Genomic DNA, 24,719 nt, shown 5'->3' with positions numbered 1-24,719 from the left:
GCCAACCTAGCAAGCGCTTTCCAATGCTGTCTTCCCCCGCGCCGGATATTGAAAAGAACCTTAAAGATTCCAGTCGCGGAATTAAGCCCCGGACGGCGGGCGTTGACACTCGTGAGGGCAGGATAGAGGGGCCTACCCGCCCTGTCGGCCACTGTGAAGGAGAACGACGATGCTGCGACCGGACGACCTCTACGAGATCGTCGACGAGTCGGTGGCCACCGGCCCGGCGGCGACGCCGAAGGTGCTGGTGCATTCGCTGGACGGATTCATGGACGCGGGTCAGGCGGGCCGGGTGACGGCCGACCACCTGCTCGAGGTGCTGGACAGCCGGTTGCTCGCGCGGTTCGACGTCGACCTCCTGCACGACTACCGGGCCCGGCGGCCCGAGGTGACGTTCGCCGAAGACCGGTTCATCGACTACACCCCACCGCACCTGAACCTGCACCTGCTGAAGGACGACGCGGGCGTCGAGTTCCTGCTGCTCGAAGGCGTCGAGCCGGACAACCACTGGAACCGGTTCGCCGGCGCGGTCCGGCAGCTGATCGAGCGCTACAACGTGACGCTCACGATCGGCGTCCACGGCATCCCGATGGGCGTTCCGCACACCCGCCCGCTCGGCCTGACCGCGCACGCGACCCGGCCCGAGCTGGTCACCCGGTCGAACATCTGGGACGGCGAGATGCGCCTGCCCGCGAGCGCCGGCACGATGCTGCAGGTCCGGCTCGGCGAGGCCGGCAAGGACGCGATGGGCTTCGCGGTCCACGTTCCGCACTACCTGGCCGAGAACCGCTTCCCGGGCGCCGCGCTGGCGCTGGTGCACGCGATCTCGGCGGCGACCGGCCTGCTGCTCCCTAGCAAGGCCCTGCTCGACGAGGCCGCCGTGACCGGCCGGCTGGTCGACGAGCAGGTCGAGGCGTCGGAGGACGCGAGCGCAGTGGTCAAGGCGCTGGAGACGCAGTACGACGCAGCCGCCGGCTCGGTCAGCCGCGGCAGTCTCCTGGCCGGCTCTACTCCGTCGGCCGAGGAGCTCGGTGCCGAGGTCGAACAGTTCCTCGCCGAGCTCAACCGCGAAGACGACAAGTAGCCCGTCGGGGCGTTGACCACCCACGCGGGGCCGTGAACAGGAAATAGCCTGTTCACGGCCCCGCGTTCGGGGGTGGGGTCCCGTCAGGCGGCGACTTTGGCCCGGCTGGAGGAGCGGTTGAAGATGCTGTCCAGGCTCACCCGGCCGGCGCCGACCACGGCGAGGGTCAGCGACAGCAGCCCGAGTACGCCGACCAGCTCCCACCCGCCGTTCGCGACGAAGACGCCGTTCGACAGGTGCACGAACGCGAGCGCGCCGACCATGTCCAGCGTCAGCAGCACGCCGACGACCGGCGTCAGCACCCCGAGGATCAGCGCGATGCCCCCCAGCAGCTCGATGCCGGTCGCGTAGTACGCGGACAGCGTCGGCGCCGGGACGCCCATCTTGTCGAACATCGCGGCCGTCGCGTCCAGGCCGTTGGTGCTGAACTTCTGCCAGCCGTGCGCGACGAAGACGACTCCGAGCCCGACTCTCGCGAGCAGCAGGACGAGATCGCGGGCGGCGGCGGTGCGGGACAGGCTCACAGAGGGTCTCCTCAAACAAGTGTTTAGTGATTGAGCGTTCAATCATAGCCTACCGACCGCCACCGAAAGCTCACCGAAAGAACCCGAGTGACCGGAACCACAGCCCGCACGGCGTCCGCGGCCACCGACCGTGCGTCGCCGTACCCGCCGGACCTGTCAGGATGAGGCATGCCTGAGTCGCTGGAGGATCTGGTCGAGCTGCTCGACCTCGAGAAGATCGACGTCGACCTGTTCCGGGGGCGGCAGCCGCAGACCTCGATGCAGCGCGTGTTCGGCGGGCAGGTGCTCGGGCAGGCGCTGGCCGCGGCGAGCCGGACCGTCGAGCCGGAGCGGATAGTGCACTCGCTGCACGGGTACTTCCTGCGTGGCGGCGACACCTCGGTGCCGATCATCTACCGGCCGGAGCCGACCCGGGACGGCGGCTCGTTCAGCAGTCGGCGCGTGGTCGCCTCGCAGAACGGCAAGCCGATCTTCTACATGTCGGCGTCCTTCCAGCGGCCGGAGTCCGGTCTGGACCACCAGGACCCGGTGCCGGACGACCTGGTCGCGCCCGACGAGGCGCCGACCTTGGCGGCCGTCCTGGAGGCGCGGTCGGGGCGCAAGGCCGCTGATTGGGACAGGGAGTGGGCGGCTCTCGACGTACGTCTGGCCGGGGTGACTGGACGGCAGTTCTGGATCAGGGCCGCCGGCAAGCTTCCTGACGATCCGGCCTTGCATGCTTGTGTTCTGGCGTACGCGAGTGATCTGACGTTGCTGGGGGCAAGCTTGCTGCCGCACAACATCGTGATCGGTGACCGCCGGATCCAGCCGGCCTCTCTTGACCACGCCCTGTGGTTCCACCGGCCGTTCCGCGCCGACGAGTGGCTGCTCTACGACCAGGCGTCTCCGTCCGCTTCCGGCGCCCGCGGCTTCGCCACCGGCCGCCTCTTCACCGAAGACGGCCACCTCGTCGCCTCGGTGGCCCAAGAAGGCCTCATCCGCCCAGTCGGCCTCGACCTCGACTAGCTCAGCGCGCCTGGACGGCGAGGGCGATGGCGTCGGCGACCCGGTCGGCGTCGGGGATCGGGAGGCCGGTGGCGATGCGGATGCAAGGTGGCGCGGTCTTGGTCCAGCTCGCGCTGGCTCCGGCAACGGCGATCCCGTGCGAGGCGAGCACCAGCAGAGCCTCGTGCTCACTACGCACCGGAACCCAGATCGCAAGACCGTCCACCCCAGCCGACGCCACGCCGCGCTCGGCAAGCAACCCAGCAAGATGCTCCCGACGCTTCTGGTACGTCGTCCGCGCGGTGGCGACCGTGGTCCGTGACTTCTCGTCCTCGAGCAGCCACGCCAGCGCGTTCTGCAGCAGGCGACTCGTCCACCCCGAGCCGAACTGCCGGTAGACGCGGACGCGCTCGATCGGCTCGGCCGCACCGGCCATCACGCCGAGACGCAGATCGGGGGAGTGCGACTTCGAGTAGCTGCGGACGAGCACGCTCTGATCCGGCAGCAACTCCGCGACCCCGTGGTAGTCGAACGCGCTCAACTCACCAAGCCCGTCGTCCTCGACCACCAACGTGTCCGTCCCGGCGAGTAGTGCCGCCAGCTCGTCCCGCCGCCCAGGCGTCACCGAGGCGCCGAGATACGAGCTACTTCGAGGCTCGTAGACGAACGCGACCGGATCGAGCCGGAGGGCGTCTCGCAGGGACGCAGGAATGGGGCCTTCGGCATCAGTCGCGACGGGTACGGCGCGAGCGCCGACGTTGTCGAGGATGTCGAGCAGCCGGGGTGTCGCCGGGTCCTCGATCGCCACGTGCTCGCCGGGCACGACCGTCGTACGCATGAGGAGCAGGAGGCCTTCGTAGCCGCCGTTCACGCACATCCAGTTGTCGGTCTCGAAGGGCCAGGTGTGTCCGGCGGCCGCGCGGAGCGGTTCGCTGATCGACACGACGTCGTACGAGTGCACGTCGGGGTCGCGGAGGGCGTGGACGAAGGCGGCCGACATGCTCGGGAGCAGGGCCGGGTCGGGGACGGCGCGGGAGAGGTTGAGGGTCTGGTTGGGCCAGAGGCGGGAGATGTTCTCGTAGCGGGCCGGCCGGGGGACCGCGAGGCCGCCGAGCACCCAGGTGCCCTGCCGTCCGCCGCCGGCCACCACGCGTTGCTTGCGCAGGGTCGCCCAGGCCGCGGACACGGTCGCCGGGCTCACGTCCAGGCGTGGTGCGAGGGCGCGAACAGTCGGCAGCCTGGTCTGCGGCGCAAGCTCGCCGTGCCGCACCAGACGCGCGATCGCCGCCGCGATCCCAGCCGCGCTGGCCTCGCCGATCTGCTCGGCCAACCAAGCAGACGAAACCGCCGGCCCATCCTGCGGCGGAACCTCCTCAGCCAACTGAACCGCCCACCCTTTTTGATCAGTAACATTCGAGAGCATTGTTCGAGCAAACGTGCTGAACATAGGCTACCGAACATTCCCCCTCGCGACAGTGTGGTCGCGACACCGACCCGGACCCCACGAGAGCGTCCCGGCAGCAAAGGAATGACACCGCGTGAAGCTCGAGCTCGGCGTTCGCCACTGGGACCACGTGATCCCGCTGGCCCTCGGCGACGTCCAAGGTCCGGTCGTCACCCGCCTGGAGGCGACCCCCGACCTGTGGTCGTCGCCGGAGTACGACGGCGGCGAGACGTCGTTCAGCCGGTACGTCCGGGCCCGCGCCGCCGGTGACGACCGGGTGGTCGCGCTGCCGGTGTTCCTGATGCGCGGCTTCCGGCACCGCTGCATCATCGTCCGGCGCGACTCCGACGCCGAGACCGCCGCCGATCTCAAGGGCGCCCGGATCGGCCTGACCGGCTGGCCGGACAGCGGCAACACCTGGACCCGCGCGATCCTCGCCGAGGCCGGGATCGGCATCCACGACGCCGAGTGGCAGGTCGGTCCGCTGACTGCCGCGCACCCGGTCGTCGACCGCATCGGCGGTGTTGCTGTCAGCAACAACGTCCGGCACACCACCGACGGCGCCCGCCTGGTCGACCTGCTCCGCGCCGGGGTACTGGACGCGGTGATGACTCCGTTCATGCCACCGGGCTTCCACGACGAGGACTCGCCGTTCCGCACGCTCTTCCGCGACACTCGCGCCGAGGAGCAGAGCTACTACGCCCGCCACGGCTTCATCCCCGGCATCCATCTACTTGCCCTGCGCAAGGAGGTGCTCCGGCCTGAGATCGCCCAGCAGCTCATCGACCTGTTCGAGCAGGCCAAGCAACTCAGCTTCCGGCGCCGGAACAAGCTGATGGACGTCACCCCCTGGCACAACGAGGAGGTCGGCGTCACCACCCGCATCTTCGGCGCGGACTGGATGCCGTACGGCGTCTCGCCCGACCGCCGCATGGTCGCCGCCTTCCAGGAGCAGCTCGTCGCCCAGGAGCTGCTCGCCCACGCCGTACCGGAAGAAGACCTCTTCCCGTACCAGATCGATCCCCTGGAGAGGACCGCATGAGCACGCTGAAAGTCGCGGCCGCGCAGTTCGTCGCGAGCATCGACTGGCAGGAGAACCTCGAGACCGCGCGTGGCCTGATCAAGCAGGCCGATGCCGACGGCACCGATCTCCTGGTCCTGCCCGAAGGTGTGCTCGCCCGCTTCATCGAGGAGCGCGAACGCATCCGCGAGCACGCCCAGCCCCTCGACGGCCCCTTCGTCGAAGGACTCCGGCAGGCCACCGTGGGCCTCGAGGTCACTGTCGTCGTCGGCATCCACGAGAAGTCCGGCAGTGAGAAGCCCTACAACACCCTCGTCGTCCTCGAGGACGGCAAGATCACCGGCCTCTACCGCAAACTCCACCTGTACGACGCGTTCAGCCAGCTGGAGTCCGACAACGTGACCCCGGCCGACGTCGTACCCGAGCTGGTCGACGTCAACGGATTCAAGGTCGGCTTGATGACCTGCTACGACGTCCGTTTCCCGGAGCTCGCCCGCCTGCTCACGCTGCAGGGCGCGGACGTCCTCGTGCTCCCGGCCGCCTGGGTCAAGGGCCCGCTCAAGGAGCACCACTGGCAGACCTTGGTCACCGCCCGCGCGCTGGAGAACACCGTGTACGTCGTCGCCAGCGGCGAGTGCGGTCAGCGCAACATCGGCCAGAGCCTGATCGTGGACCCGCTCGGGGTCCCGCTCGCCCAGGCGGGAGAAGAGCCGGCCACCATCTCGGCCGTCGTCTCCGCGCAGCGTCTGACCGACGCCCGCCACCGCCTGCCGGTCCTGATCAACCGGCGCTTCACCGTCAGCCCCACCCCTCGACCGGTCGAAGCTGTCCCCAGCAGCTGACCCCGTAGGAGTAGTCATGTCACGCAGAACCGCCGTCGCCGTACTGGCCGCCAGCCTGCTCGGCGTCACCGCCTGCACCGCCGACCCTGTCGCGACCGGTGCCGGCAGCGACGCCAAGGCTCCGGCCGCCGCGATCCCGCAGCAGCAGGTCGACAAGGCCCTGCACGACCAGTTGCCGGAGAAGATCAAGACGGCCGGCAAGATCATTGCCGTCAACAACGGATCGTTCCCGCCGTACGTGATCGTCGGCACCGACAAGGGCGCCCCGGTGGAGGGGGCCACCGCCGACCTGTCCCAGGCGGTCGGCCAGCTGCTCGGCGTACAGATCGAGCACACCACCGTCGACGGCCTGGCCAGCGTGCTGTCCGGCATGCAGGCCAAGCGGTACGACCTGGACATGGGGCCGACCGGTGACTTCGTCGAGCGGCAGAAGCAGGCGACCTTCATCGACTACGTCCAGGAGTACGTCGTGTTCGCCGTACGCAAGGGGAACCCGAAGGGTATCGAGGACCTCGACACCGCCTGCGGCAAGCGCGTCGGCGTGATGGCCGCCGGGTCCGCGGAGAAGGTGATCAAGGCGCAGTCCGCCAAGTGCGTCGCGGCCGGGAAGCCGGCGGTCGAGGTCCAGTCGTACAAGGACCAGCCGTCGTCGATCCTCGCCGTCCAGTCCGACCGGGCCGACGCGTTCTTCTCCTCCCAGGCGCCGCTGACGTACTTCGTCGCGCAGTCCGGCGGCAAGCTGGAGCTGGCCGGGGTCGGCAAGGGCAACGGTTTCGAGGACCTGTTCCAGGGGGCGCTGGTGCCGATCGGCTCACCGCTGGCCGGCGTACTGCTCGCGGCCCTGGAGAAACTGCATGCCAACGGCACCTATGACGCGATCATGGCCAAGTGGGGCCTGGAGCAGAACAAGCTCGCCAAGCCGGGCCTGAACCTCGGGAAGAGCTGATCATCATGACGACAACCGTGCAAGACGCCCCACCGGCCGGCGCGGGCCTCGACGTCCGCGACGCCGCCCGGCGCAAGCATCCGTGGCGCTGGTTGTCGGCGTTCGTCGTGCTGGTGTTCGCCGCGCAACTGGCCAAGATGCTGGTGACCAACGAGAACTTCGGCTGGGACGTGGTCTGGAGCTGGCTGCGGGCGGAGTCGATCGTCCGCGGCCTCGGCATCACGCTGATGCTGACCGTGGTCGCGATGCTGATCGGCGTCGTCCTCGGCGTCCTGCTCGCCGTGTGCCGGATCTCGGCCAACCCGCTGCTGCGCGGCGCGGCCGGTCTCTACATCTGGTTCTTCCGCGGGACCCCGACCCTGGTCCAGCTGATCTTCTTCTACAACCTGTCCGCGCTGCTGCCGCAGCTGAACGTCGGCATCCCGTTCGGGCCGGTGTTCGCCAGCTTCGACACCAACACCCTGATCACGCCGTTGCTGGCGGCGATCCTCGGTCTCGGCCTGAACGAGGGCGCGTACATGGCGGAGATCGTCCGCGGCGGCCTGCTCTCGGTCGACGCCGGGCAGAAGGAGGCCGGCCAGGCGCTCGGCATGACCAACGCCCGGATCATGAAGCGGATCATCCTGCCGCAGGCGATGCGGTTCATCGTGCCGCCGACCGGCAACCAGGTGATCAGCATGGTGAAGGCGACCGCGCTGGTCAGCGTGATCGCGCTGTCCGACCTGCTCTACACCGCGCAGTCGATCTACAACCGGACCTTCGAGACGATCCCGATGCTGATCGTGGTGTGCCTGTGGTACCTCGCGGTCACCTCGGTCCTGTACGTCGTCCAGTCGTTCATCGAACGGCACTACAACCGGGGCGCCCGGCACCAGCCGGCCAGCTTCTGGGACTTCCTGAGAATCCGTCCGAAGGGGAGTGCGGCATGAGTACGGCGGTTCTGCAGGCCCGCGGCGTCCGCAAGAGCTTCGGCCACACGGAGGTGCTGTCCGGGATCGACCTCGACGTGGCATCCGGCGAGACGGTCGTCGTACTCGGCCCGTCGGGCTCCGGCAAGTCGACGTTCCTGCGTTGCGTCAACCTGCTCGAGTCGCTCGACGCCGGCCGGATCACGGTCGACGGTCGCGACGTCGGGTACGACGTACGCAACGGCCGGCTGCACGAGTTGCGGCCGAACGAGATCGCGCGGCGGCGCCGGGACATCGGGATGGTGTTCCAGCAGTTCAACCTGTTCCCGCACATGACCGCGCTGGAGAACATCATCGAGGCGCCGATCGCCGTGCTGGGTGAGGGCCGCCGGGAGGCGACCGCGCGGGCCGTCCAGCTGCTCGACGAGGTCGGGCTGGCCGGGCGCGAGAAGGCGTACCCGCGGCAGCTGTCCGGTGGGCAGCAGCAACGGGTGGCGATCGCCCGGGCGCTCGCGATGCGGCCGAAGCTGATGCTGTTCGACGAGCCGACGTCGGCGCTCGACCCGGAGCTCGTCGGCGAGGTGCTGGTGACGATGAAGAAGCTCGCGTCGGCCGGGCTGACGATGGTCGTGGTCACGCACGAGATCAGCTTCGCGCGCGAGGCCGCGGACCGGGTGGTGTTCATGGACGACGGGCAGGTGGTCGAGCAGGGGACGCCGGAGCAGGTGATCGACAATCCACAGCACGAAAGAACTCGGGCGTTCCTGTCCAGGTTCCTCTGATACCGTGAAGGCATGTTGCAGCGCGCTGTAGTGACGACGCCGGAGTCCGTCCCGGCGCGCTGACACCTGACTGTCCGACAAAGCCCCGGGGCGAGTGCCCCGGGGCTTTCTCGTGCTCCGATGGCTCCTCGCCCCACTTCGCGAGGAGCGAACGATGTACGACCACCGCAAGATCGGCCGCGAGCTCGGCCTGTTCGACTCGGACCCGCTGATCGGAGCGGGCCTGCCCTACTGGTTGCCTGCCGGTGCCGCGGTTCGGCACGCCTTGGAGAGCTACATCGCCGAGGTGGAACGAAGAGCCGGGTACCAGCGGGTCTACTCACCCGTGCTCGCCAAGCGGGAGCTGTACGAGATCTCCGGCCACTGGGCCAAGTACAGCGACGACATGTACCCGCCGATGGACATGGGCGCCGAGCAACTCGTGCTGCGGCCGAGCATCTGCCCGCACCACGCGCTGATGTACCGGTCGCGGTCCCACAGCTACCGCGAGCTTCCGCTGCGCATCTCCGAGCTCGGCGGGCAGTACCGCGCTGAGCTGTCCGGCGCGATCGGCGGCCTGAGCCGGGTCCGTGCGATGCAGCTCAACGACGCGCACATCTTCTGCCGGCTCGACCAGGTCGCGGAGGAGGCCGGCAACGCGCTGGCGCTGATCAACCAGGCCTACCAGGACATGGGGATCAGCGCATCGCGCTACGTCCTGGCCTTGCCTTCCGAGGAGGCAGTCATCGGCTCTGAGGAGAGCAAGTACGTCGGCGATCCGGCCAGCTGGGCGCGCGCCGCCGGCCTCCTGCGCGAGGTGTTGGACAACGCCGGAGTGGAGTACGAGGAATCGCCTGGTGATGCGGCGTTCTACGGACCGAAGATCGACATCCAGCTCGCGGACTCGGCCGGCCGCGAGTTCAGCCTGTCGACCGTGCAGATCGACTTCCACATGCCGAACCAGTTCGGCCTCGAGTACGTCGGTGCCGACGGCAACAAGCATCGTCCGGTGATGGTCCATCGGGCGATCGTCGGCAGCATCGAACGGGCGATGGCGCAGCTGATCGAGGTGCACGGCGGGGCCTTCCCGGCCTGGCTGGCGCCGGTGCAACTCGTCGTACTCCCGATCTCGGACGCCGAGGAGAAGCTGGCCGTCGAGGTGGCCCGGCGGGCGTCGGACCGCGGCCTGCGGGTCGAGGTCGCGCATGCCGACGAGGGCAGTCTGGGCGCGCGGATCCGGGAGAACCGGCTGGCGCCGTACCAGGCCGTCATCGGTGCACGCGAGGCCGCGGACGGCGACCTCGCGATCCGCGAGCGGAACGGCCGGCAGCGCGAAGCGGCGCCGGTGGGCGCGGTGCTGGACCGCATCCGGGCGGAGGTGGACGTGTTGGCGGACCGCCAGGCCATCGCAAACGATGCCCCTGCACCGAACTGAGCGTGCCGGCCGGCCGGGGCGGCGGATTGTGATGGCCTGGCGGTTCAGGCCAACCGCCGGCGCAGGATCCACGCCGCGATCAGCACCACGATCAGGGCGCTCACTGCACTTCCTCGGTCCAGGCGAGGAAGTGCGGGTCAGTGTTCCTGCAGCTGTCCGATGAGGTGGGTGAGCTCGCGGCGCTCGTCGTACACGGCGAAGTCGGTGGTCTTGCCGGACGTCTTGTAGCCGAACTCGACCCGGGACGGGAGCAGCAGCGGCTTGCGGAAGTCGACGCGGACCGTGTAGGCGTCCGGCAGTTTGGTGGTGCGCTGGATCGAGGCGAGCGACGCCGCCTTGGCCCACATGCCGTGCGCGATCTGGCGCGGGAACCCGAACGCCTGAGCGGTCAGCTTGAACAGGTGGATCGGGTTCCGGTCGCCGGACGCGGCGGCGTACCGGCGGCCGAGGTTGCCGCGCAGGTCCCACCAGGCCGTGGGGCCGACCGCGGGGTCCGGCAGCAGGTCGACGTGCGCGTGCTCGGTCCCGGTGGAGCGGCTGAGCAGCGTGGTCAGGTCGGTCCACACCACCTCGCCGTCGACGCTGACCTCGCTGACGATGTCGAACATCGTGCCCTTCGGGTGCGGGCGTTCCGCCGTGCTGTGCACCCGGATGGACGGCTCGGCGTGGATCGGGATCGGCTGCAGCTGGCTGATCGTGTTCGACAGGTGCACGATCCCCATCGGCTTGTAGGGGAACGAGGGGTCGGACATCAGGTCCAGGTGCAGCGGGAACGCGAGCACGTGCGGGTACGTCACCGGCAGCGCCGGGCCGGCGGTGAAGCCGGTGACGTCCCGGTACGCCGTCAGGTGGTCCTGGTCGATCGCGGACCGGGGCAGCTCGAGCGTGAGGCCATCGGCGTCCGGCTCGTAGTCCGCCCGCCGCAGCGTGGCCCGCACCGTCCTTGCGTAGAGCGCGCCGAAGCCGGGCGTGTCGTCGTACTTGCGGGTCGGCATGTCACGCACCCAGCATGCTCTGGCCGCAGACCCGGACCACGTTGCCGGTCACGCCGGCCGAGGCTGGGTCGGCGAACCAGGCGATCGTCTCGGCCACGTCGATCGGCAGCCCGCCCTGCTGCAGCGAGTTGATCCGGCGGCCGACCTCGCGGATCGTGAACGGGACCTTCGCGGTCATCTCGGTCTCGATGAAACCGGGGGCGACCGCGTTGATCCGGATCTGCCGCTCCGCCAGCTTCGGCGCGAGCGCCTGGACGAGACCGATCACGCCCGCCTTCGAGGTGGCGTAGTTCGTCTGGCCGTTGTTGCCGGCGATCCCGGCGATACTCGCGACCCCGATGATCGAGCCGCCGTCGCGCAGGGTCGCCGAGTCGACGAGGTGGCGGGTGATCCGCTCCGGCGCCCGCAGGTTGACGTCGAGTACGGCGTCCCACGCGTCGGTGCGCATGTTCGCCAGCCGCTTGTCGCGGGTGATGCCGGCGTTGTGGACGACGATGTCGAGGCCGCCGTACTGCTCCTGGGCGTGCGCGGCGATGCGCTGCGCGGCGTCGACCGCGGTCACGTCGAGCAGCAGCTCGCTGCCGCCGATCCGGGAGATCACCTTGCGCAGGGCGTCCGCGTTCTGCGGTACGTCGACGCCGATCACGGTCGCGCCGTCCCGGGCCAGCGTGTCGGCGATCGCCGCGCCGATCCCGCGGGCCGCGCCGGTCACCAACGCGATCCTGCCGCTCAGCGGGCGGTCGGGGTCGTTGCTGACCAGCGGGCCGGTCCCGATCCGCGCTACCTGTCCGTCGACGTACGCCGACTTGGGGGAGAGGAAGAAGCGGAGCGTCGAGTCCAGCTGCTCATGGGCGTCCGGAGCGACATACACGAGGTTGACCGTCGCGCCGCGCTTCACCTCCTTGCCGAGGCTGCGGGTGAAGCCCTCGAGAGCGCGCTGGGCGATCTGCTGCTCCGGCGACTGCGCGAGCTCCGGCGTCCGGCCGACCACGATCACCCGGCCGGCCGGAGCCAGTTGGCGGATGACGGGGGAGAAGAAGCGCTGCAGGCTGGTCAGCTCGGTGGTCGAGGTCGCGCCGGTCGCGTCGAAGACCAGCGCCCTCGGCCTGATCTCACTCGATGCGATGCCCTCGGTCGCCGTACTGAAGGAGGCGCCGATGTCCCGGAGCAGGGCCTGGATCGCCTTGCCGGTGTCGGTCTCGGCGATCGCGCCGAACACCACCGGCCCGTCGACCACCGGCGAGCCCTCGATCCAGCGGGGCAGGGGAGTCGGGTCGGGCAGACCCAGGTTCTTCACCAGGGTCTGGCCGAGCGGCGTCCGGGTGAAGGTCTGGTAGCGGTCCGTCATCTGTCAGCTCTCCCACTTCACTTCTCGAGGATGGCGACGACACCCTGGCCGCCGGCGGCGCAGATCGAGATCAGGCCCCGGCCGCCGCCGTTCTCGTCCAGTTGCTTGGCCAGCGCGGCGACGATCCGCCCGCCGGTCGCTGCGAATGGATGGCCGGCGGCGAGTGAGCCGCCGTTCACGTTCAGCTTGTCGCGGTCGATCTCGCCCAGCGGCGCGTCCAGGCCGAGGCGCTCCTTGCAGAAGATCGGATCATCCCACGCCTTCAGGGTGGCCAGCACCTGGGAGGCGAACGCCTCGTGGATCTCGTAGTAGTCGAAGTCCTGCAGCGTCAGACCGGCGCGTGCCAGCATGCGCGGTACGGCGTACGCAGGAGCCATCAGCAGGCCCTCGGCGCCCTTCACGTAGTCGACCGCGGCCGTCTGCGAGTGCGTCAGGTAGGCGAGCGGGCGCAACCCGTGCTGCTCCGCCCATTCGTCGGTGGCCAGCAGTACGGCGGACGCACCGTCGGTCAGCGGGGTCGAGTTGCCGGCCGTCATGGTCGCCGTCTCGCCGTTGCCGTACACGGTCTTGAGCTTGGCCAGCTTCTCCAGCGTGGTGTCCGGCCGGAGGTTCTGGTCCTTCTCGAGGCCCAGGTACGGCGTGATCAGGTCCTGCTGGAAGCCGCGGTCGTAGCTGGCGGCGAGGTTGACGTGGGAGCGGTAGGCGAGCTCGTCCTGCGCCTCCCGGGTGATGCCCCACTCCAGCGCGGTCAGCGCCGCGTGGTCACCCATCGACTTCCGCGTCCGCGGCTCGGCGTTGCGCGGGATCTCCGGTACGACGTCCTTCGGGCGGACCCGCGCGAGCACCTTGAGGCGGTCCTGGAAGGTCTTGGCCCGGTTCAGGTCGAGCAGGACGTTGCGGAGCCGGTCGTTGACCGCGATCGGCGCGTCGGACGCGGTGTCCACGCCACCCGCGATCCCCGCCTCGATCTGGCCGAGCGCGATCTTGTTACCGACCAGGATCGCGGCCTCCAGCCCGGTCCCGCAGGCCTGCTGGATGTCGTACGCCGGGGTGGTCGGCGCCAGCTTGGAGCCGAGGACGACCTCGCGGACCATGTTCCAGTCCCGGGCGTGCTTCAGCACGGCGCCGGCGACCACCTCACCGAGCTCCTGCCCGCCCAGGCCGGCCCGGTCGACCAGGCCGTTGACCGCCGCGGTGAGCATGTCGGAGTTGGAGGCGTGCCGGTACGTCTTGTCCTGCCGGGCGAACGGGATCCTGTTCCCGGCGACGACGGCCACCTTGCGGGTCTCGGTCACGATTTCTCTCCTGCTCTGCTGGAGCGCTTGGGTAGTGCCTTACGACCTACTGCGGTTGCGAGCGTGGCGGTGATCGCGGTCGCCCGGACGGTGGCGACATCGGCATGATGCACCACCGGATGGCCCGGCTGCCCGCTCGACACGATCAGGCCGACCCTTGCCATGTGCAACGATCCGAGCGTCTGGGTGTAGAGGTGGTTGGCCAGGTAGTCGGTGTCGACCCCGTCGAAGACCCCGGAGCGTTGCCCGGCCTTCAGGATGGCGGCGATCCGCGCCAGCGCCGCGGCCATCGCCGTACCCAGTTTGGTCATCACCGGCTCGGTGATCTCGCCGAAGAGCTGGTCGCCTGTTCGTCGCAGCAGGCTCATCGCGCAGTCGGTGAACGCCGGGTACTCGAGGCAGAAGTCGACGAAGACCTCGCTGAGCGCGCGGAGCCGGTTGAGTGGAGCCTTCCGCGAGCTGTCCACCGTCTCGAGGCGCTCGTCCAGCTCGCCGAGGTAGTCCACCAGGGTGAGCGCGAACAGCTCTTCCTTGCCGGCGAAGTGCCGATAGATCAACGCCTTGTTGATGCCGACCCGTTTGGCGATATCGTCGATCTGGGCGTCGATCGTGCCGCGCTCGTCGAACAGCTCGCGGGTGGCCCGGATGATGTCCCGCTCCCGGTCGCGGCGACGCTCCGCCGTCGTCCGGCGGCGTCCGATCGCGAGCAGCGCGGAGCTCATGGATCGATCTTAGCCACAGTGGTACCCCTTGGTGCAAACGACAGTTACACTCGTGGGTAACATTTGACCTTGTGAGGATTGTTCGATGAGCGACCCTGTTGTGTCCGCGCACGTGATGACGCTTGCCGGTGAGCTCGGCGCCGAGCGCTCGAAGCCGGGCTGGAGCACCTTCTCGCTGGCCCTGAACGAGGAGCAGAAGGAGATCCGCGACTGGGCCCACACCTTCGCCGCCGACGTGATCCGCCCGGCCGCCTCGGAGTGGGACGAGCGCGAGGAGACCCCGTGGCCGGTCATCCAGGAGGCCGCCAAGATCGGGCTGTACGGCCTGGACGCGAACGTGAACCTGTTTGTGGACCCGTCCGGGCTGCTGATGCCGCTGGTCCACGAGGAGCTGTTCTGGGGTGACGCCGGGATCGCGATGTCGCTGAAGGGCACCGGGCTGGCGTCGTCCGCGATCTTCTCCAACGGCACACCTGAGCAGTGGAGCCAGTGGATGGGGCGGTGCTACGGCACCCCGGACGACGTGAAGGTCGCCGCGTTCTGCTCCTCCGAACCGGGGGCCGGGTCGGACGTGTCCGCGATCCGTACGCGGGCGACGTACGACGCTGTGACCGACGAGTGGGTGATCAACGGTCAGAAGGCCTGGGCGACGAACGGCGGGATCGCGGACATCCACGTGGTGGTCGCGACGGTCGATCCGGCGCTCGGGACCAAGGGGCAGGCGGCTTTCGTCGTACCCAAGTCCGAGGTGCGCGGCCTGGAGCAGGGGACCAAACTGCGGAAGCACGGCCTGCGGGCGTCGCACACCGCGGACGTCTTCTTCGACAACGTCCGGATCCCGGCGGGCAATGTGCTCGGCGGCAAGGACAAGCTCGACGAACGACTCGCCCGCGCGCGTGAGGCTTCCTCCGGCGGCCGCAACGCCTCGATGGCCACCTTCGAGATGACCCGCCACATCGTCGGCGCCCAGGCCATCGGCATCGCCCGCGCCGCCTACGAGGTCGCCCTCGACTACGCCAAGAGCCGCGAACAGTTCGGCCGCCCGATCATCGACAACCAGGGCATCGCCTTCAAACTCGCCGACATGGCCATGGAAATCGACGCCGCCCGCCTCCTCGTCTGGCGCGCCGCCAACATGTCCGCGGCCCTCATGCGCGGCGAAACCCCCGACTACCGCCACGGCGAAGGCTCCATGGCCAAGCTGAAGGCCGGCGAGGTCGCGGTCCGCGTCACCGAAGAAGCCATCCAAATCCTCGGCGGCAACGGCTACACCCGCGAATACCCAGTAGAACGCATGCACCGAGACGCCAAGATCTACACCATCTTCGAAGGCACCTCGGAGATCCAGAGATTGGTGATTGCCCGCGCGATCTCCGGCATGCGCATCCGGTAGGTGTTTCCGCAGGTCGGAGGCCGATTTCAGGTTGGTCCGGGTACAGGCCGTCGTCCGGCTCCCAGGGGGTAGTGGGGGAGCGGACGGCGGCCTGCTCCGGACTGCTACGTGGGATTTCAGAGAGAAGAGTTGGGCCAGCCTGGAGTCCACAGCCTTACGCGCCCGCTCATGCGATGACGGCAGCATGTGGGTGTACAGCCTGCGTGTGAACCCGGGATCGCCGTGCCCGAGGTACTCCGCCAGCTCCTTGATGTTCACGCCTTCGGCCAGAGTGATGCTCGCGTAGTAGTGCCGCAACGCGTGCATCCCGTTCTCCCGGCTGGACACATACTGCCGCCGCCCGCGCCGGTCCGTCTTCGGTGCAGCGATCACCCCCGCATGGAACAGCGCCGGCTTCCAAACCAACTCGTCGTATGTCCGAGCTCGGACGTGTTTGTCATCCGTCCACCGGAACGTGAGCTTGACCGTCCGCGGCTCCCCGTCAGTCTTCTCCCGAGGCAACGTGTACGGACGTGGCGCATGAGCCTCGATGTGCTCCTTCAGAATCAGTGCCGTGCCGTCCGACATCGGCACGGTCCGCTCGCTGTCGTTCTTCGGCAACGCGAACACGAACTCCCGCCCGAGCTTCTTCACCTGCCGCCGCACGTGGATGACCATCTCCTCGAAGTCGATGTCCTCCTCCGCCTGCCCGAACAGCTCCCCCCTGCCGCAACCCACACGCAGCCCCCACGGACGCGACCGGCCGATACTCCGACGGGTGCCCCTCAACGATCTTCAGTACGACGTCATCGCTCCAGGCAACGACCTTCCCGCCCTTCGGCGACGGCACCGTGACCGCACGTGCCTTCGCCGGATTCTTCTTGATCGTCTCATCATCCACCGCCAGATCCAGCGTCCCGTGCAACACCAGAAACGCCGTACGCGCGCAGTCGACGACCCGAACCGCGCATCCAAATCAGCAACCCAAGCCGCAATCTCCGACGGCTTGATCGTCCTCAACTGCCGCCGCCCAAACACCGGCCCCACATGCAGCCGAAGCGCCGACTCGTACTTGATCGCACTAGCCGGATCCACCACCCGCGACGCCAACCACCGCCCGCACCTCCTCAGACCGAACCTTCCCAGCCTCCGGATCGATGTACTCCCCACGCTCCCGATCCGTCTCCATAGCATTCGCATGCCGCTCAGCAGGCCCCTTCGTACTGAACGCCTTCGTCCGCTCACGCCAGTTGGATCAACCCATCCAGCCAGCCACCGCTTGCCGTGTCCCCACCTCTCATTCCGCACGTGCGCGGTCGTCCCATCCGCCTGCTTAACCGGCCGAGTCCACTGATCCTTCACGTACGCCATCCCGCCGCACCTCCAGCTGTCGTTGATGTGCGGCAGCTCAACGTGCGAGCACAGGAGTTCCGGAGATCAACGCGGCGTACGGCGACCCCGTTAAGGGCGAGTACGGTCAATAGCCCGGCGGTGTGTCGCTGCCATCCGTGCCTGCGGATGACTCAGTCGCGCACGGCCTCGATGGCGAGCTTCCAGGGGTAGCTCGCCATCGCGGTATCACCGGTACGCGGCGGGTGCGGCTCGAACTCGCCCGGACCGAAGAGGATGCGGACACCTGCGTTGCGCAGTGTTTCAACGCTTTGAGAGAATGCGTGGTTTCGGGCCAGCGCCTGATTGACAAACGGAAGTACGACGATCCGCACTCCGAGCCCAGTGAGCTCCGCTAATTGCGTGAGAACGTAGTTGTCTGCGATCCCCGCCGCCCATTTGTTAATGGTGTTGTAGGTGGCGGGAGCAACGATTACAGCATCGGGCTGTGGTGTGGGCGTATTGCCAGCTGTGCGGTACGTCGTGCGGACAGGATGCTGCGTGATCCTTGCCAGCGAATCCGTATCGATGAAGTGCTCTACAGCGCTATCGGTTGCGACGCAGTAGACGTCCCATCCATCACCATGGGCGAGGTCGAGCAGGTCTTGAACTCGCTTGGCCGGCCCGGCGCCACAGATGAACAGATGCAGTACGCGACTTGCTGTCATCCCGTGAGACCTGCCCGCGTCGCCATGTTGTGAACTGTCCGACTGAGCGATCCGTTGGTGCTGGTCAGGAGGGCTCGAAGCAGACCATGTGCCAGTGGTCGGCATCGCACCTCTTGCGGTGCAAGTCGTTCTGCCTCGGTCAAAGACCGCACCGCCTCTTCGTACCTTCCGGTGTAGGTGTAGGAAGTGCTTAGGTCAAGCAGATAGTTCGCCCGACGCTCGGTGGGCAGGGCGACCATGATCGTGGGGTCGATATTCGCGACGTACTCGAGCGCCCGGCCGCCCTCGCGAAGGCGCGTCAAGGCTGCCACTCGATGAGCGGCGACATTTGCTGGACCGAAGACGGTGTAATGCGTCCGATGCTCGTCGCTCAAGCGTGCGACGACGGCATCGGCCTCATCGTGCATCATCAGCGCGACTGCATGATCATCAATCTTCGCGGCTGCTATGGAAGCCGCCAGGAACAGCATGCCGAACAAGGGCAGCAACTCCCCGTCGGACTGTTGCAGGTTCGGGCGCATCCGGTCTGCCATATTCGCCAGCGCCGCGATCGCGTCGGATTCCTGGCCCGCGCTGGTCATTGCTCGCGCAACACTCCGAGTGGCACGAGCCAAGGCCACGGTGTCATCGGTTGGCAGCGCTGTTTGCATGGCTCGGTCGGCCGCGAGCCAGGCAATGTGGTTCGCGTCGAACTTGAGCAGCATCGATGAAGCGAGCCTGTACGTCATGACCAGGGAACGTCGTGCGGCCAGATGTTCAGGCCCGGTGGACGCGATCTCAACCGCGATCTGGGCATCTTCAATCAACTTTGGAAGATGCTGAGCAACTGCCGTGAAGTTCGAGGACAACCAGGCTTGGCCCAGGTAGTCCAGCTGCCGCACGACTTGCGCGTGGGTTGCCGGGGTTGCGCTCGACAGCTTCGCAGAGAGGGCAGGATAGCGGCCGAGAGCAGATCGAATCGCCTGCACTTCGACGGCGTCCACGCAGTCGGCTGCGCGGTGTGCCGCTGGACCGTCCGTCAGTATCTCAGGGGCCACTCCGAGGGCGTCAGCGACGCGCTCGAGCATCGGCAACCGCAGGAGGCTTCGCTCGCCCTTCTCGACCTTGTCCAGCCATGACATGGACCGCCCCACCATGTCGGCGAAGCGCTGGCGGTCGAGGCCGCGACGCCGACGCCAGTACCGCACCCGGTTGCCCGATCGCCTGCGCCTGGTCATCCATGCCCGCTCGCACTCCCTCCTGCTGGTCGCCCACAGAATAGCTAGCCCTGAGTCACACATTTTGTACAGCCAGTGTCTCGCGCCTGCTCGTAGATTCGCCACATGAGGCCCGGCCAGGCTCGGCAAGGCCATGGTGACTCGAGAGGAGATGACCCGTGAGCACTACAAGTGACGTAGGCGTTGCCGGCGCTGTCGGGACCATCAGGCCGACCGCGGATGGGACAAGTCTCGTCCGGGTCTGGTGGGGGCCGCACGTGATCATCAGGTACGAGAACGAGGCTGCGGGAACGTCCGCGTTTGAGGTGGCTATGCAGCGTCGCTACTCGTCGTGCCGGGTTACGAATGATCCTGCGCGATGAGTATTTCGATGTTGATCATGTAGGTGCTCGCTGTGAGCGCCTACGTCCCAATCGTCCGATCCATTTCTCGTGAGCTTAGGGACAGGTAGGCACGGAGCGCCGGGAGGAAGGCTCAGGTCCGGTGACGTCGGAGCTCGTACGAACGGGTCGTTGCTGCTGCCGAGTCAATCCTGATTGTTCCGAGTCTGCTGCACTTCGCGGGCCTCGGCAATCCAGTTGAGGTTCGAGCTGATTTCGAGAGACATGGGGTGACGACTCTGACTGCTCAGCAATGAGCGATGGATGCCTTATCCGTGCGAGTAGAGCTGCAGCGTCTTCGCCGCACTCGGACCTGGCGTCAAGCGCTCTGGGAAGACTGCGCAGGCTCGCGCACTCTGAGCCGGCGGGGCGGATGTGCCGAGTGTGGCGAGATTTCTCTTCGTCCCCTGCGACTCCGCGTCCGTTCCGCCGTTCCAGCCGGCGCTCAGCTTCGGCTGGCGACTCCTTGATGACCACTGTGGCACGACGCCACATCTACGGATAGGCAGCCGTATGTCCGCCGTGCAGCAACTGAAGATGCAACTTCATCAGGTCTCGATGGACGCCAACCGCGCGGCGTGCGGACTCGCCGGATTCCAGCACTCCTACACCCAGAGCAGTGCGCAGGTCCAAGCGCTCATCGCGGGCTCCGCGACGAGCGCTGACCGAGACATCAGCGAGTTGTTGGACGCCGCCAGTCGCGCCGTCGGCCAGGCAGTCGAGGCGCTGCAGATCGCGGCCAGGGGCTGCGCGAGCTACGCCAACCAGATCTAGCGCGCCGCGGTATGCCGTCCGAGCTGCAACGCATCGCGCAGGAACTGCTGAACTCCATCGAGCGCATCCCAAACATGGTGAGCTACCTGCTCAGCTTGGCGCGCCAGCTTCGCGACCAGGCGGCAGCAGTCGGTGCGATGCAGTCGGCAAACCCTGCCGCTCGGTACGCCGCGGTGCAGCTCGACGCCGCTGCCACGGCATGCGAGGAAGCTGCTCACTACGCCGGGCAGGTACCACCAAGGGCGACAGCTTGGGCTCAACAGATGGTGAGCGGCGAGCGGGCTGTCCCCACCAAGGGAGCTCCGAAACCCGACCCAACTTGGCAGCGTGATCCGGACCGGCCAAGGTCGGAGCCCGACTCTGTGGATCCCTTCGACCCAACCGCCAGCCGCGTCATGCGTGATCTGCCGAAGCGGAAGCCGAAGGACAAAACTCGAGGCATCTGGGTCGACGATGCAGGCGAGCGTCATGAGTGGGTCAGCGGCTTCGACGGGTACCGCAAGCAGGCCGACGACCTAGCCGTTGAGTTGGGTCTCGGCCGTCTGTGGACCACATCGCACGTCGAGATAAAGTTCGCGATGTTCATGCGCGAACGTGGCCTGACGAACGCACGCCTGGTCTTGAACAACATCCCGTGCGACGACGAAGAGTTCTCCTGCGAGAACCTGCTGAAGAGGTTCCTCCCGCCCGACTCGAAGCTGACGATCTACGGACCCGACAACTTCAAACGCACCTACCCCCAATCAGACGACGGGAGCGACCGATGACCTACACCGCACGCGCCAACAACAAGCGCGCCAAGAGTCCAGTCCAGATCACCGAACCGCAGGACGTCGAGACGCTGCTCCTTGACCTGATCAACGACGAAGGCGACAACACAATCGCCGGCATCTACATCAACGAACGTCCGCCCACCTCCCAGGGCCTCCCGGATCACGAGCTCCGCATCGCGATCGACGGCGAGCGCAAAGTAGGGGCCATCCGCTACATGTCCGGCAACAACGCCTGGTACGCCGCCGGCCAAGAATCCGCCCTCGACGAGGTCCTCTACTTCTACATGGGCCACGAGGAGCAGTACCCCCAAGACTCCGAGGTAACGGTCGACGAGATCCGTACAGCCGTACAGGAGTTCATCGCCTCAGGAGGCGAACGCCCGACCTCCCCGACATGGTCCGAATGGCCACCGAACCTGTAGCGATCTACGTGATTCTTGGACCGCGGCTGTGCCGGATTCCGGCAGGCCCAGCGCGCGAAGGAGGCTCCCAACTGCATGTCTCGATCACCGAAATCAGTCGGTTCGCTCACGAGGAGCTCCCAGATGATGCCGCGACGCTGAGTGAACTTGGTCGAAAGCGCGGCCGGTGGGCTCCGAATCCTGCTCGGATGAAGTACTGCCGGGACACGTTCGGCGGCTCGTGGCGTCCACTGCTGCCCTTCTCAGCGCTGCGAGTCGTCGAAGAGACCCCAGTTGCGACACCTGGTGCGAGACGAGACCAAGCGCATCTGTGCCTGAGACAGAGTTTCACGGAGCGCGGTCGCGGTTCGGGTCGGCGGCCAAGCTTGCGGCCTGGGCCGGGGTCGCACCCGGGGTCTATGAGTCGGCCGGCAAGCGCACCCCGACGGGCAAGCGGCACGGCAACAAGTGGCTGACCGCGATGCTGGTCGAGGCCGCCGGCTCGGTCGCGTGGATGCACGGCAAGAACTATCTCGCCGCGCAGCACGCCCGGCTCGACAAACGCCGCGGTGCCGGACGAGCCCAGATCGCCGTCGCGCATTCCATCCTCGTCGCCGCTCACCACATGCTCAGCAAGGACGAGCCCTACCGCGATCTTGGCGCGGACTGGCTCGCTCGCCGCACCGACGAAGCCCACACCCGCCGGCTCGTCGCACAACTCGAGAGGCTTGGACACACCGTCCAGCTCGGCCCGGCCGCCTAACCCCAGTCACCCAGGAACGTGTCGGGCGAAGCCCGACGCGCTGACGCGCCTGCGCACCAACAGGTGATTCACGGGTCTGTGACGGTGTGACGGTGTTGGGGTGGTCGTTTCGGGCGCTGGGGCGGGACCTCGTTGACAGGCGGGGATGGCTCAGTGATTATTGAGGCAATGAGTGTTGAGGGAAGATCTCTGGTGGAGCGGGCTCGGGTGCATGCGGCGCTTGGGGATCCGGCGCGGTTGGCGATTGTGGATGCGTTGGCGGTGGGGGATGCGGCGCCGGGGGAGTTGGGGGCGTTGCTGGAGATGCCGACCAACCTGGTGGCGCACCATCTGAAGGTTCTGCAGGAGGCTGGTCTCGTGGTGCGGGGGCGGTCCGAAGGTGATCATCGTCGGACTTACGTGCGGCTGGTGCCTGAGGCGTTGTCGATGGTGGGGATTCCTCCGCTGAATGAGGTGCCGCGGGTGGTGTTCGTGTGTACGCGGAACTCGGCGCGGTCGCAGTTGGCGGCGGCGATCTGGGCGCGGCGTAGTCATGTTCCGGCGGTGTCGGCGGGGACTCGGCCGGCGGAGCGGGTTCATCCGCGGGCGGTGAAGGTGGCTCGGCGGCGTGGGCTGGATCCGGACGGGTGGCGGACTGCTCAGGTGAACGACGTGGTGAAGCCGGACGACTTGGTGATCGCGGTGTGCGACATCGCGTACGAGCATCTGCCGGCGGAGGCGCGTCCGCGGGTGCACTGGTCGGTGCCGGACCCGGCACCGGCGGACACTGATGCGGCGTTCGAGGCCGCGTACGACGAGCTCGCCGGCCGGATCGATCGGCTGGCGCCACTGGTGGCACACAGCAAGAGGAAGGGGACCGGCACATGACCGAAGTCAGTGGGTACCACCGGGAGGATTTGTCGATCGACCAGCACCTCGCGTTGCGCACGGCAGCGTCCCGGCTTGGGGAGCAGTTCGCCGGGATCTACGGGCCGGAGACGATCGAACGGTTCCTGCACTCGAGCTACGACCAGTTCGCCACCGGAAGCACGATTCCGAACTTCCTGCCGCTGCTCGCCGAGCGCTTCGCTCGCCAGCGGCTGACGGCGCTGGCCAGGGTCGAGGGGCATCACGATGATGGGCGGCCGGTCGTGCTGTTCCTGTGCGTGCACAACGCCGGGCGGAGCCAGATGGCGCTTGGGTTCTTCGAGCACCTGGTCGGCGACCGTGCCATCGGCTGGTCCGGTGGCTCCGAGCCAGGTGTCGAGGTGAATCAGGCGGCGGTCGAGTCGATGGCTGAGCGCGGCATCGACATCTCGACCGAGTACCCGAAGCCTTGGACGGACGAGGTGGTCCGAGCGGCAGATGTCGTCATCAGCATGGGCTGCGGTGACGCGTGCCCGATCTTCCCGGGCAAGCGGTACGAGGACTGGGTCCTCGACGACCCGGCGGGCCTCGCGGTGGCCGACATCCGGCCGATCCGCGACGAGATCGAGCGCCGGGTCCGTCACCTGCTCGACGAACTCGACGTACCCGTGGCGAGCGGCCGGTGAACACGACTCCACTGTGGCGACGGGCAGTTGCCGAGGGCATCGGAACAGGGCTCCTGGTCACCGTCGTCATCGGATCCGGCATTGCGGCGTCCGGGCTGTCGCCGAACGACGTCGGACTGCAACTCCTCGAGAACGCCTTCGCGACTGCACTCGGGCTCGCCGTGCTGATCCTGATGATCGGCCCGGTGTCCGGCGCGCACTTCAACCCGGTGGTGTCGGCCGTCGACTGGTGGCTCGGCCGGAGCAGCGGCACCGGCCTGACCGCGCAGGACCTCGCCGCCTACATCCCGGCGCAGATCGTCGGCGCAATCTTCGGCGCCGTACTGGCGAACCTGATGTACGGCGAAGCCGCGGTCTCGTGGTCGACGACGGAACGGGCTACCGGGCCGCTGTGGCTCGGTGAGGTGGTCGCGACGGCCGGCCTGATCGTGCTGATCTTCGCGCTCGCGGCATCCGGCCGGGCCTCGGTCGCGCCGGCCGCGGTCGGCGCGTACATCGGATCGGCGTACTGGTTCACGTCGTCGACATCGTTCGCCAATCCCGCGGTCACGATCGGGCGGGCGTTCAGCGATACCTTTGCAGGGATCGCTCCTGGCTCGCTGCCAGGGTTCGTGATAGCGCAAGTTGTCGGCGCGGCAGTCGGAGTCGGACTGCTGGCGGTGCTGTATCCGGCTGCGGGGCGTGCCGCAGACGCTGTGGTCACAACATCTCAATCAAGTGGAGCATCCAAGTGAGCAAGCCAAGTGTTCTGTTCGTCTGTGTCCACAACGCCGGCCGGTCGCAGATGGCCGCGGGCTGGTTGCGGCACCTGGCGGGCGACACCGTCGAGGTTCGTTCGGCCGGCTCCGCGCCGCGCGACCAGATCAACCCGGTCGCCGTCGAGGCGATGCGGGAGGTCGGCATCGACATCACCGGCGCGGTGCCGCAGCTGCTGGAGACCGAGGCCGTCCGGGAGAGCGACGTCATCGTGACGATGGGCTGCGGCGACGCGTGCCCGATCTTCCCCGGCAAGCGGTACGAGGACTGGGAGCTCACCGACCCGGCCGGTCAGCCGATCGAGGTTGTCCGCCAGGTCCGCGACGAGATCCGCAGCCGCGTCGAGAAGCTCGTCGGTGAACTGCAGGCCACCTGAGTCATTGAC

General features: G+C 67.7%; 26 protein-coding genes and 1 pseudogene. 17 read left to right on the top strand and 10 right to left on the bottom strand.

Annotated elements, in window-relative coordinates; all coding sequences use genetic code 11:
• Positions 1-169: 169 nt before the first annotated feature.
• Positions 170-1,084, top strand: coding sequence for a proteasome assembly chaperone family protein (locus ACWCOV_RS31840; protein WP_449833035.1), 915 nt, complete (start codon positions 170-172; stop codon positions 1,082-1,084).
• Between the two features lie 83 nt (positions 1,085-1,167).
• On the opposite strand, the gene ACWCOV_RS31835 is transcribed toward ACWCOV_RS31840, so the two are convergent.
• A complete protein-coding gene (locus tag ACWCOV_RS31835; protein ID WP_449833034.1) occupies positions 1,168-1,608 on the bottom strand; it encodes a DoxX family protein in 441 nt (146 codons plus the stop codon).
• Positions 1,609-1,776: 168 nt separating this feature from the next.
• On the opposite strand from ACWCOV_RS31835, the gene ACWCOV_RS31830 reads away from it, so the two are divergent.
• Positions 1,777-2,613 (top strand): acyl-CoA thioesterase, encoded by an 837-nt coding sequence (locus ACWCOV_RS31830; protein ID WP_449833033.1) that lies wholly within the window; start codon positions 1,777-1,779, stop codon positions 2,611-2,613.
• A 1-nt stretch (position 2,614) separates the two neighbouring features.
• On the opposite strand, the gene ACWCOV_RS31825 is transcribed toward ACWCOV_RS31830, so the two are convergent.
• Positions 2,615-3,922 carry an aminotransferase class I/II-fold pyridoxal phosphate-dependent enzyme gene (locus ACWCOV_RS31825; protein ID WP_449833032.1) on the bottom strand — a complete coding sequence of 436 codons (1,308 nt, stop codon included), beginning with the start codon at positions 3,920-3,922 and terminating at the stop codon, positions 2,615-2,617.
• 208 nt (positions 3,923-4,130) lie between these two features.
• On the opposite strand from ACWCOV_RS31825, the gene ACWCOV_RS31820 reads away from it, so the two are divergent.
• The 6 genes from ACWCOV_RS31820 to thrS all read left to right on the top strand — a co-directional run bounded on the left by ACWCOV_RS31820 (position 4,131) and on the right by thrS (position 9,949).
• Entirely contained in the window at positions 4,131-5,078 is a 948-nt protein-coding gene (locus ACWCOV_RS31820; RefSeq protein WP_449833031.1) for a hypothetical protein, read from the top strand.
• Positions 5,075-5,899 (top strand): deaminated glutathione amidase, encoded by an 825-nt coding sequence (locus ACWCOV_RS31815; RefSeq protein WP_449833030.1) that lies wholly within the window; start codon positions 5,075-5,077, stop codon positions 5,897-5,899. The genes ACWCOV_RS31820 and ACWCOV_RS31815 overlap by 4 nt, the downstream gene beginning before the upstream one ends.
• A 16-nt stretch (positions 5,900-5,915) precedes the next feature.
• A complete protein-coding gene (locus ACWCOV_RS31810) occupies positions 5,916-6,845 on the top strand; it encodes an ABC transporter substrate-binding protein (protein ID WP_449833029.1) in 930 nt (309 codons plus the stop codon).
• 5 nt (positions 6,846-6,850) lie between these two features.
• Positions 6,851-7,774 carry an amino acid ABC transporter permease gene (locus ACWCOV_RS31805; protein WP_449833028.1) on the top strand — a complete coding sequence of 308 codons (924 nt, stop codon included), beginning with the start codon at positions 6,851-6,853 and terminating at the stop codon, positions 7,772-7,774.
• On the top strand, positions 7,771-8,535 hold the full coding sequence (locus ACWCOV_RS31800) for an amino acid ABC transporter ATP-binding protein (protein ID WP_449833027.1): 765 nt from the start codon (positions 7,771-7,773) through the stop codon (positions 8,533-8,535). Before ACWCOV_RS31805 ends, ACWCOV_RS31800 begins: the two co-directional genes overlap by 4 nt.
• Before the next feature lie 154 nt (positions 8,536-8,689).
• A complete protein-coding gene (gene thrS / locus ACWCOV_RS31795) occupies positions 8,690-9,949 on the top strand; it encodes a threonine--tRNA ligase (protein ID WP_449833026.1) in 1,260 nt (419 codons plus the stop codon).
• 137 nt (positions 9,950-10,086) lie between these two features.
• On the opposite strand, the gene ACWCOV_RS31790 is transcribed toward thrS, so the two are convergent.
• Genes ACWCOV_RS31790 through ACWCOV_RS31775 form a run of 4 tightly spaced genes read right to left on the bottom strand, consistent with a single transcriptional unit; the run spans position 10,087 to position 14,309 of the window.
• Entirely contained in the window at positions 10,087-10,944 is an 858-nt protein-coding gene (locus tag ACWCOV_RS31790; protein WP_449833025.1) for a MaoC family dehydratase, read from the bottom strand.
• A 1-nt stretch (position 10,945) separates the two neighbouring features.
• Positions 10,946-12,292, bottom strand: coding sequence for a 3-oxoacyl-ACP reductase (locus ACWCOV_RS31785; protein WP_449833024.1), 1,347 nt, complete (start codon positions 12,290-12,292; stop codon positions 10,946-10,948).
• Between the two features lie 17 nt (positions 12,293-12,309).
• Positions 12,310-13,587 (bottom strand): acetyl-CoA C-acetyltransferase, encoded by a 1,278-nt coding sequence (locus ACWCOV_RS31780; RefSeq protein ID WP_449833023.1) that lies wholly within the window; start codon positions 13,585-13,587, stop codon positions 12,310-12,312.
• Complete coding sequence (locus tag ACWCOV_RS31775; protein ID WP_449833022.1) at positions 13,584-14,309, bottom strand: TetR/AcrR family transcriptional regulator; 726 nt, start codon at positions 14,307-14,309, stop codon at positions 13,584-13,586. Before ACWCOV_RS31775 ends, ACWCOV_RS31780 begins: the two co-directional genes overlap by 4 nt.
• An 85-nt stretch (positions 14,310-14,394) precedes the next feature.
• Between ACWCOV_RS31775 and ACWCOV_RS31770 the strand changes: the two genes are divergently transcribed.
• On the top strand, positions 14,395-15,702 hold the full coding sequence (locus ACWCOV_RS31770) for an acyl-CoA dehydrogenase family protein (RefSeq protein ID WP_449833021.1): 1,308 nt from the start codon (positions 14,395-14,397) through the stop codon (positions 15,700-15,702).
• Positions 15,703-15,897: 195 nt separating this feature from the next.
• On the opposite strand, the pseudogene ACWCOV_RS31765 reads toward ACWCOV_RS31770, so the two are convergent.
• The 4 genes and pseudogenes from ACWCOV_RS31765 to ACWCOV_RS31750 form a co-directional block, all read right to left on the bottom strand.
• Positions 15,898-16,419, bottom strand: a pseudogene (locus ACWCOV_RS31765) (tyrosine-type recombinase/integrase); the annotation flags it as partial.
• Positions 16,420-16,476: 57 nt separating this feature from the next.
• Positions 16,477-16,875 (bottom strand): tyrosine-type recombinase/integrase, encoded by a 399-nt coding sequence (locus tag ACWCOV_RS31760; protein WP_449833047.1) that lies wholly within the window; start codon positions 16,873-16,875, stop codon positions 16,477-16,479.
• 329 nt (positions 16,876-17,204) lie between these two features.
• On the bottom strand, positions 17,205-17,738 hold the full coding sequence (locus tag ACWCOV_RS31755; protein WP_449833020.1) for a flavoprotein: 534 nt from the start codon (positions 17,736-17,738) through the stop codon (positions 17,205-17,207).
• Positions 17,735-18,955 (bottom strand): helix-turn-helix domain-containing protein, encoded by a 1,221-nt coding sequence (locus ACWCOV_RS31750; protein ID WP_449833019.1) that lies wholly within the window; start codon positions 18,953-18,955, stop codon positions 17,735-17,737. The genes ACWCOV_RS31755 and ACWCOV_RS31750 overlap by 4 nt, the downstream gene beginning before the upstream one ends.
• A 917-nt stretch (positions 18,956-19,872) precedes the next feature.
• Between ACWCOV_RS31750 and ACWCOV_RS31745 the strand changes: the two genes are divergently transcribed.
• The 8 genes from ACWCOV_RS31745 to ACWCOV_RS31710 all read left to right on the top strand — a co-directional run bounded on the left by ACWCOV_RS31745 (position 19,873) and on the right by ACWCOV_RS31710 (position 24,710).
• Positions 19,873-20,109 carry a hypothetical protein gene (locus tag ACWCOV_RS31745; protein WP_449833018.1) on the top strand — a complete coding sequence of 79 codons (237 nt, stop codon included), beginning with the start codon at positions 19,873-19,875 and terminating at the stop codon, positions 20,107-20,109.
• An 11-nt stretch (positions 20,110-20,120) separates the two neighbouring features.
• Entirely contained in the window at positions 20,121-20,876 is a 756-nt protein-coding gene (locus ACWCOV_RS31740; protein WP_449833017.1) for a DddA-like double-stranded DNA deaminase toxin, read from the top strand.
• Positions 20,873-21,304 carry an Imm1 family immunity protein gene (locus ACWCOV_RS31735; RefSeq protein ID WP_449833016.1) on the top strand — a complete coding sequence of 144 codons (432 nt, stop codon included), beginning with the start codon at positions 20,873-20,875 and terminating at the stop codon, positions 21,302-21,304. Before ACWCOV_RS31740 ends, ACWCOV_RS31735 begins: the two co-directional genes overlap by 4 nt.
• Before the next feature lie 310 nt (positions 21,305-21,614).
• Positions 21,615-22,046 (top strand): transposase, encoded by a 432-nt coding sequence (locus tag ACWCOV_RS31730; RefSeq protein ID WP_449833015.1) that lies wholly within the window; start codon positions 21,615-21,617, stop codon positions 22,044-22,046.
• A gap of 168 nt (positions 22,047-22,214) precedes the next feature.
• The gene (locus tag ACWCOV_RS31725; RefSeq protein WP_449833014.1) at positions 22,215-22,913 is read left to right on the top strand and encodes an arsenate reductase/protein-tyrosine-phosphatase family protein; all 699 of its coding nucleotides are present in this window, start codon (positions 22,215-22,217) and stop codon (positions 22,911-22,913) included.
• Positions 22,910-23,578: an arsenate reductase ArsC gene (locus tag ACWCOV_RS31720; protein ID WP_449833013.1), complete on the top strand. Its 669-nt coding sequence runs from the start codon at positions 22,910-22,912 to the stop codon at positions 23,576-23,578. The genes ACWCOV_RS31725 and ACWCOV_RS31720 overlap by 4 nt, the downstream gene beginning before the upstream one ends.
• A complete protein-coding gene (locus ACWCOV_RS31715; RefSeq protein ID WP_449833012.1) occupies positions 23,575-24,312 on the top strand; it encodes an aquaporin in 738 nt (245 codons plus the stop codon). The genes ACWCOV_RS31720 and ACWCOV_RS31715 overlap by 4 nt, the downstream gene beginning before the upstream one ends.
• Positions 24,309-24,710, top strand: a complete 402-nt coding sequence (locus ACWCOV_RS31710; protein WP_449833011.1) for an arsenate reductase ArsC — start codon at positions 24,309-24,311, stop codon at positions 24,708-24,710. The genes ACWCOV_RS31715 and ACWCOV_RS31710 overlap by 4 nt, the downstream gene beginning before the upstream one ends.
• The last annotated feature ends 9 nt before the right edge of the window (positions 24,711-24,719 follow it).

Source organism: Kribbella sp. NPDC002412 (assembly GCF_053592935.1).
The sequence above is the reverse complement of the archived record's forward strand: the minus strand, read 5'-3'. Positions and strand labels throughout refer to the sequence as shown.

What these genes read in the sequence shown, in the direction of transcription:
- ACWCOV_RS31840 (WP_449833035.1), top strand. Translation starts at nt 170, where the DNA reads ATGCTGCGACCGGACGACCTCTACGAGATCGTCGACGAGTCGGTGGCC.
- ACWCOV_RS31830 (WP_449833033.1), top strand. Translation starts at nt 1,777, where the DNA reads ATGCCTGAGTCGCTGGAGGATCTGGTCGAGCTGCTCGACCTCGAGAAG.
- ACWCOV_RS31815 (WP_449833030.1), top strand. Translation starts at nt 5,075, where the DNA reads ATGAGCACGCTGAAAGTCGCGGCCGCGCAGTTCGTCGCGAGCATCGAC.
- ACWCOV_RS31810 (WP_449833029.1), top strand. Translation starts at nt 5,916, where the DNA reads ATGTCACGCAGAACCGCCGTCGCCGTACTGGCCGCCAGCCTGCTCGGC.
- ACWCOV_RS31805 (WP_449833028.1), top strand. Translation starts at nt 6,851, where the DNA reads ATGACGACAACCGTGCAAGACGCCCCACCGGCCGGCGCGGGCCTCGAC.
- ACWCOV_RS31800 (WP_449833027.1), top strand. Translation starts at nt 7,771, where the DNA reads ATGAGTACGGCGGTTCTGCAGGCCCGCGGCGTCCGCAAGAGCTTCGGC.
- thrS (WP_449833026.1), top strand. Translation starts at nt 8,690, where the DNA reads ATGTACGACCACCGCAAGATCGGCCGCGAGCTCGGCCTGTTCGACTCG.
- ACWCOV_RS31790 (WP_449833025.1), bottom strand. Translation starts at nt 10,944, where the DNA reads ATGCCGACCCGCAAGTACGACGACACGCCCGGCTTCGGCGCGCTCTAC.
- ACWCOV_RS31785 (WP_449833024.1), bottom strand. Translation starts at nt 12,292, where the DNA reads ATGACGGACCGCTACCAGACCTTCACCCGGACGCCGCTCGGCCAGACC.
- ACWCOV_RS31775 (WP_449833022.1), bottom strand. Translation starts at nt 14,309, where the DNA reads ATGAGCTCCGCGCTGCTCGCGATCGGACGCCGCCGGACGACGGCGGAG.
- ACWCOV_RS31770 (WP_449833021.1), top strand. Translation starts at nt 14,395, where the DNA reads ATGAGCGACCCTGTTGTGTCCGCGCACGTGATGACGCTTGCCGGTGAG.
- ACWCOV_RS31760 (WP_449833047.1), bottom strand. Translation starts at nt 16,875, where the DNA reads ATGCTATGGAGACGGATCGGGAGCGTGGGGAGTACATCGATCCGGAGG.
- ACWCOV_RS31755 (WP_449833020.1), bottom strand. Translation starts at nt 17,738, where the DNA reads ATGACAGCAAGTCGCGTACTGCATCTGTTCATCTGTGGCGCCGGGCCG.
- ACWCOV_RS31750 (WP_449833019.1), bottom strand. Translation starts at nt 18,955, where the DNA reads ATGACCAGGCGCAGGCGATCGGGCAACCGGGTGCGGTACTGGCGTCGG.
- ACWCOV_RS31745 (WP_449833018.1), top strand. Translation starts at nt 19,873, where the DNA reads ATGCAACTTCATCAGGTCTCGATGGACGCCAACCGCGCGGCGTGCGGA.
- ACWCOV_RS31740 (WP_449833017.1), top strand. Translation starts at nt 20,121, where the DNA reads ATGCCGTCCGAGCTGCAACGCATCGCGCAGGAACTGCTGAACTCCATC.
- ACWCOV_RS31735 (WP_449833016.1), top strand. Translation starts at nt 20,873, where the DNA reads ATGACCTACACCGCACGCGCCAACAACAAGCGCGCCAAGAGTCCAGTC.
- ACWCOV_RS31725 (WP_449833014.1), top strand. Translation starts at nt 22,215, where the DNA reads ATGAGTGTTGAGGGAAGATCTCTGGTGGAGCGGGCTCGGGTGCATGCG.
- ACWCOV_RS31720 (WP_449833013.1), top strand. Translation starts at nt 22,910, where the DNA reads ATGACCGAAGTCAGTGGGTACCACCGGGAGGATTTGTCGATCGACCAG.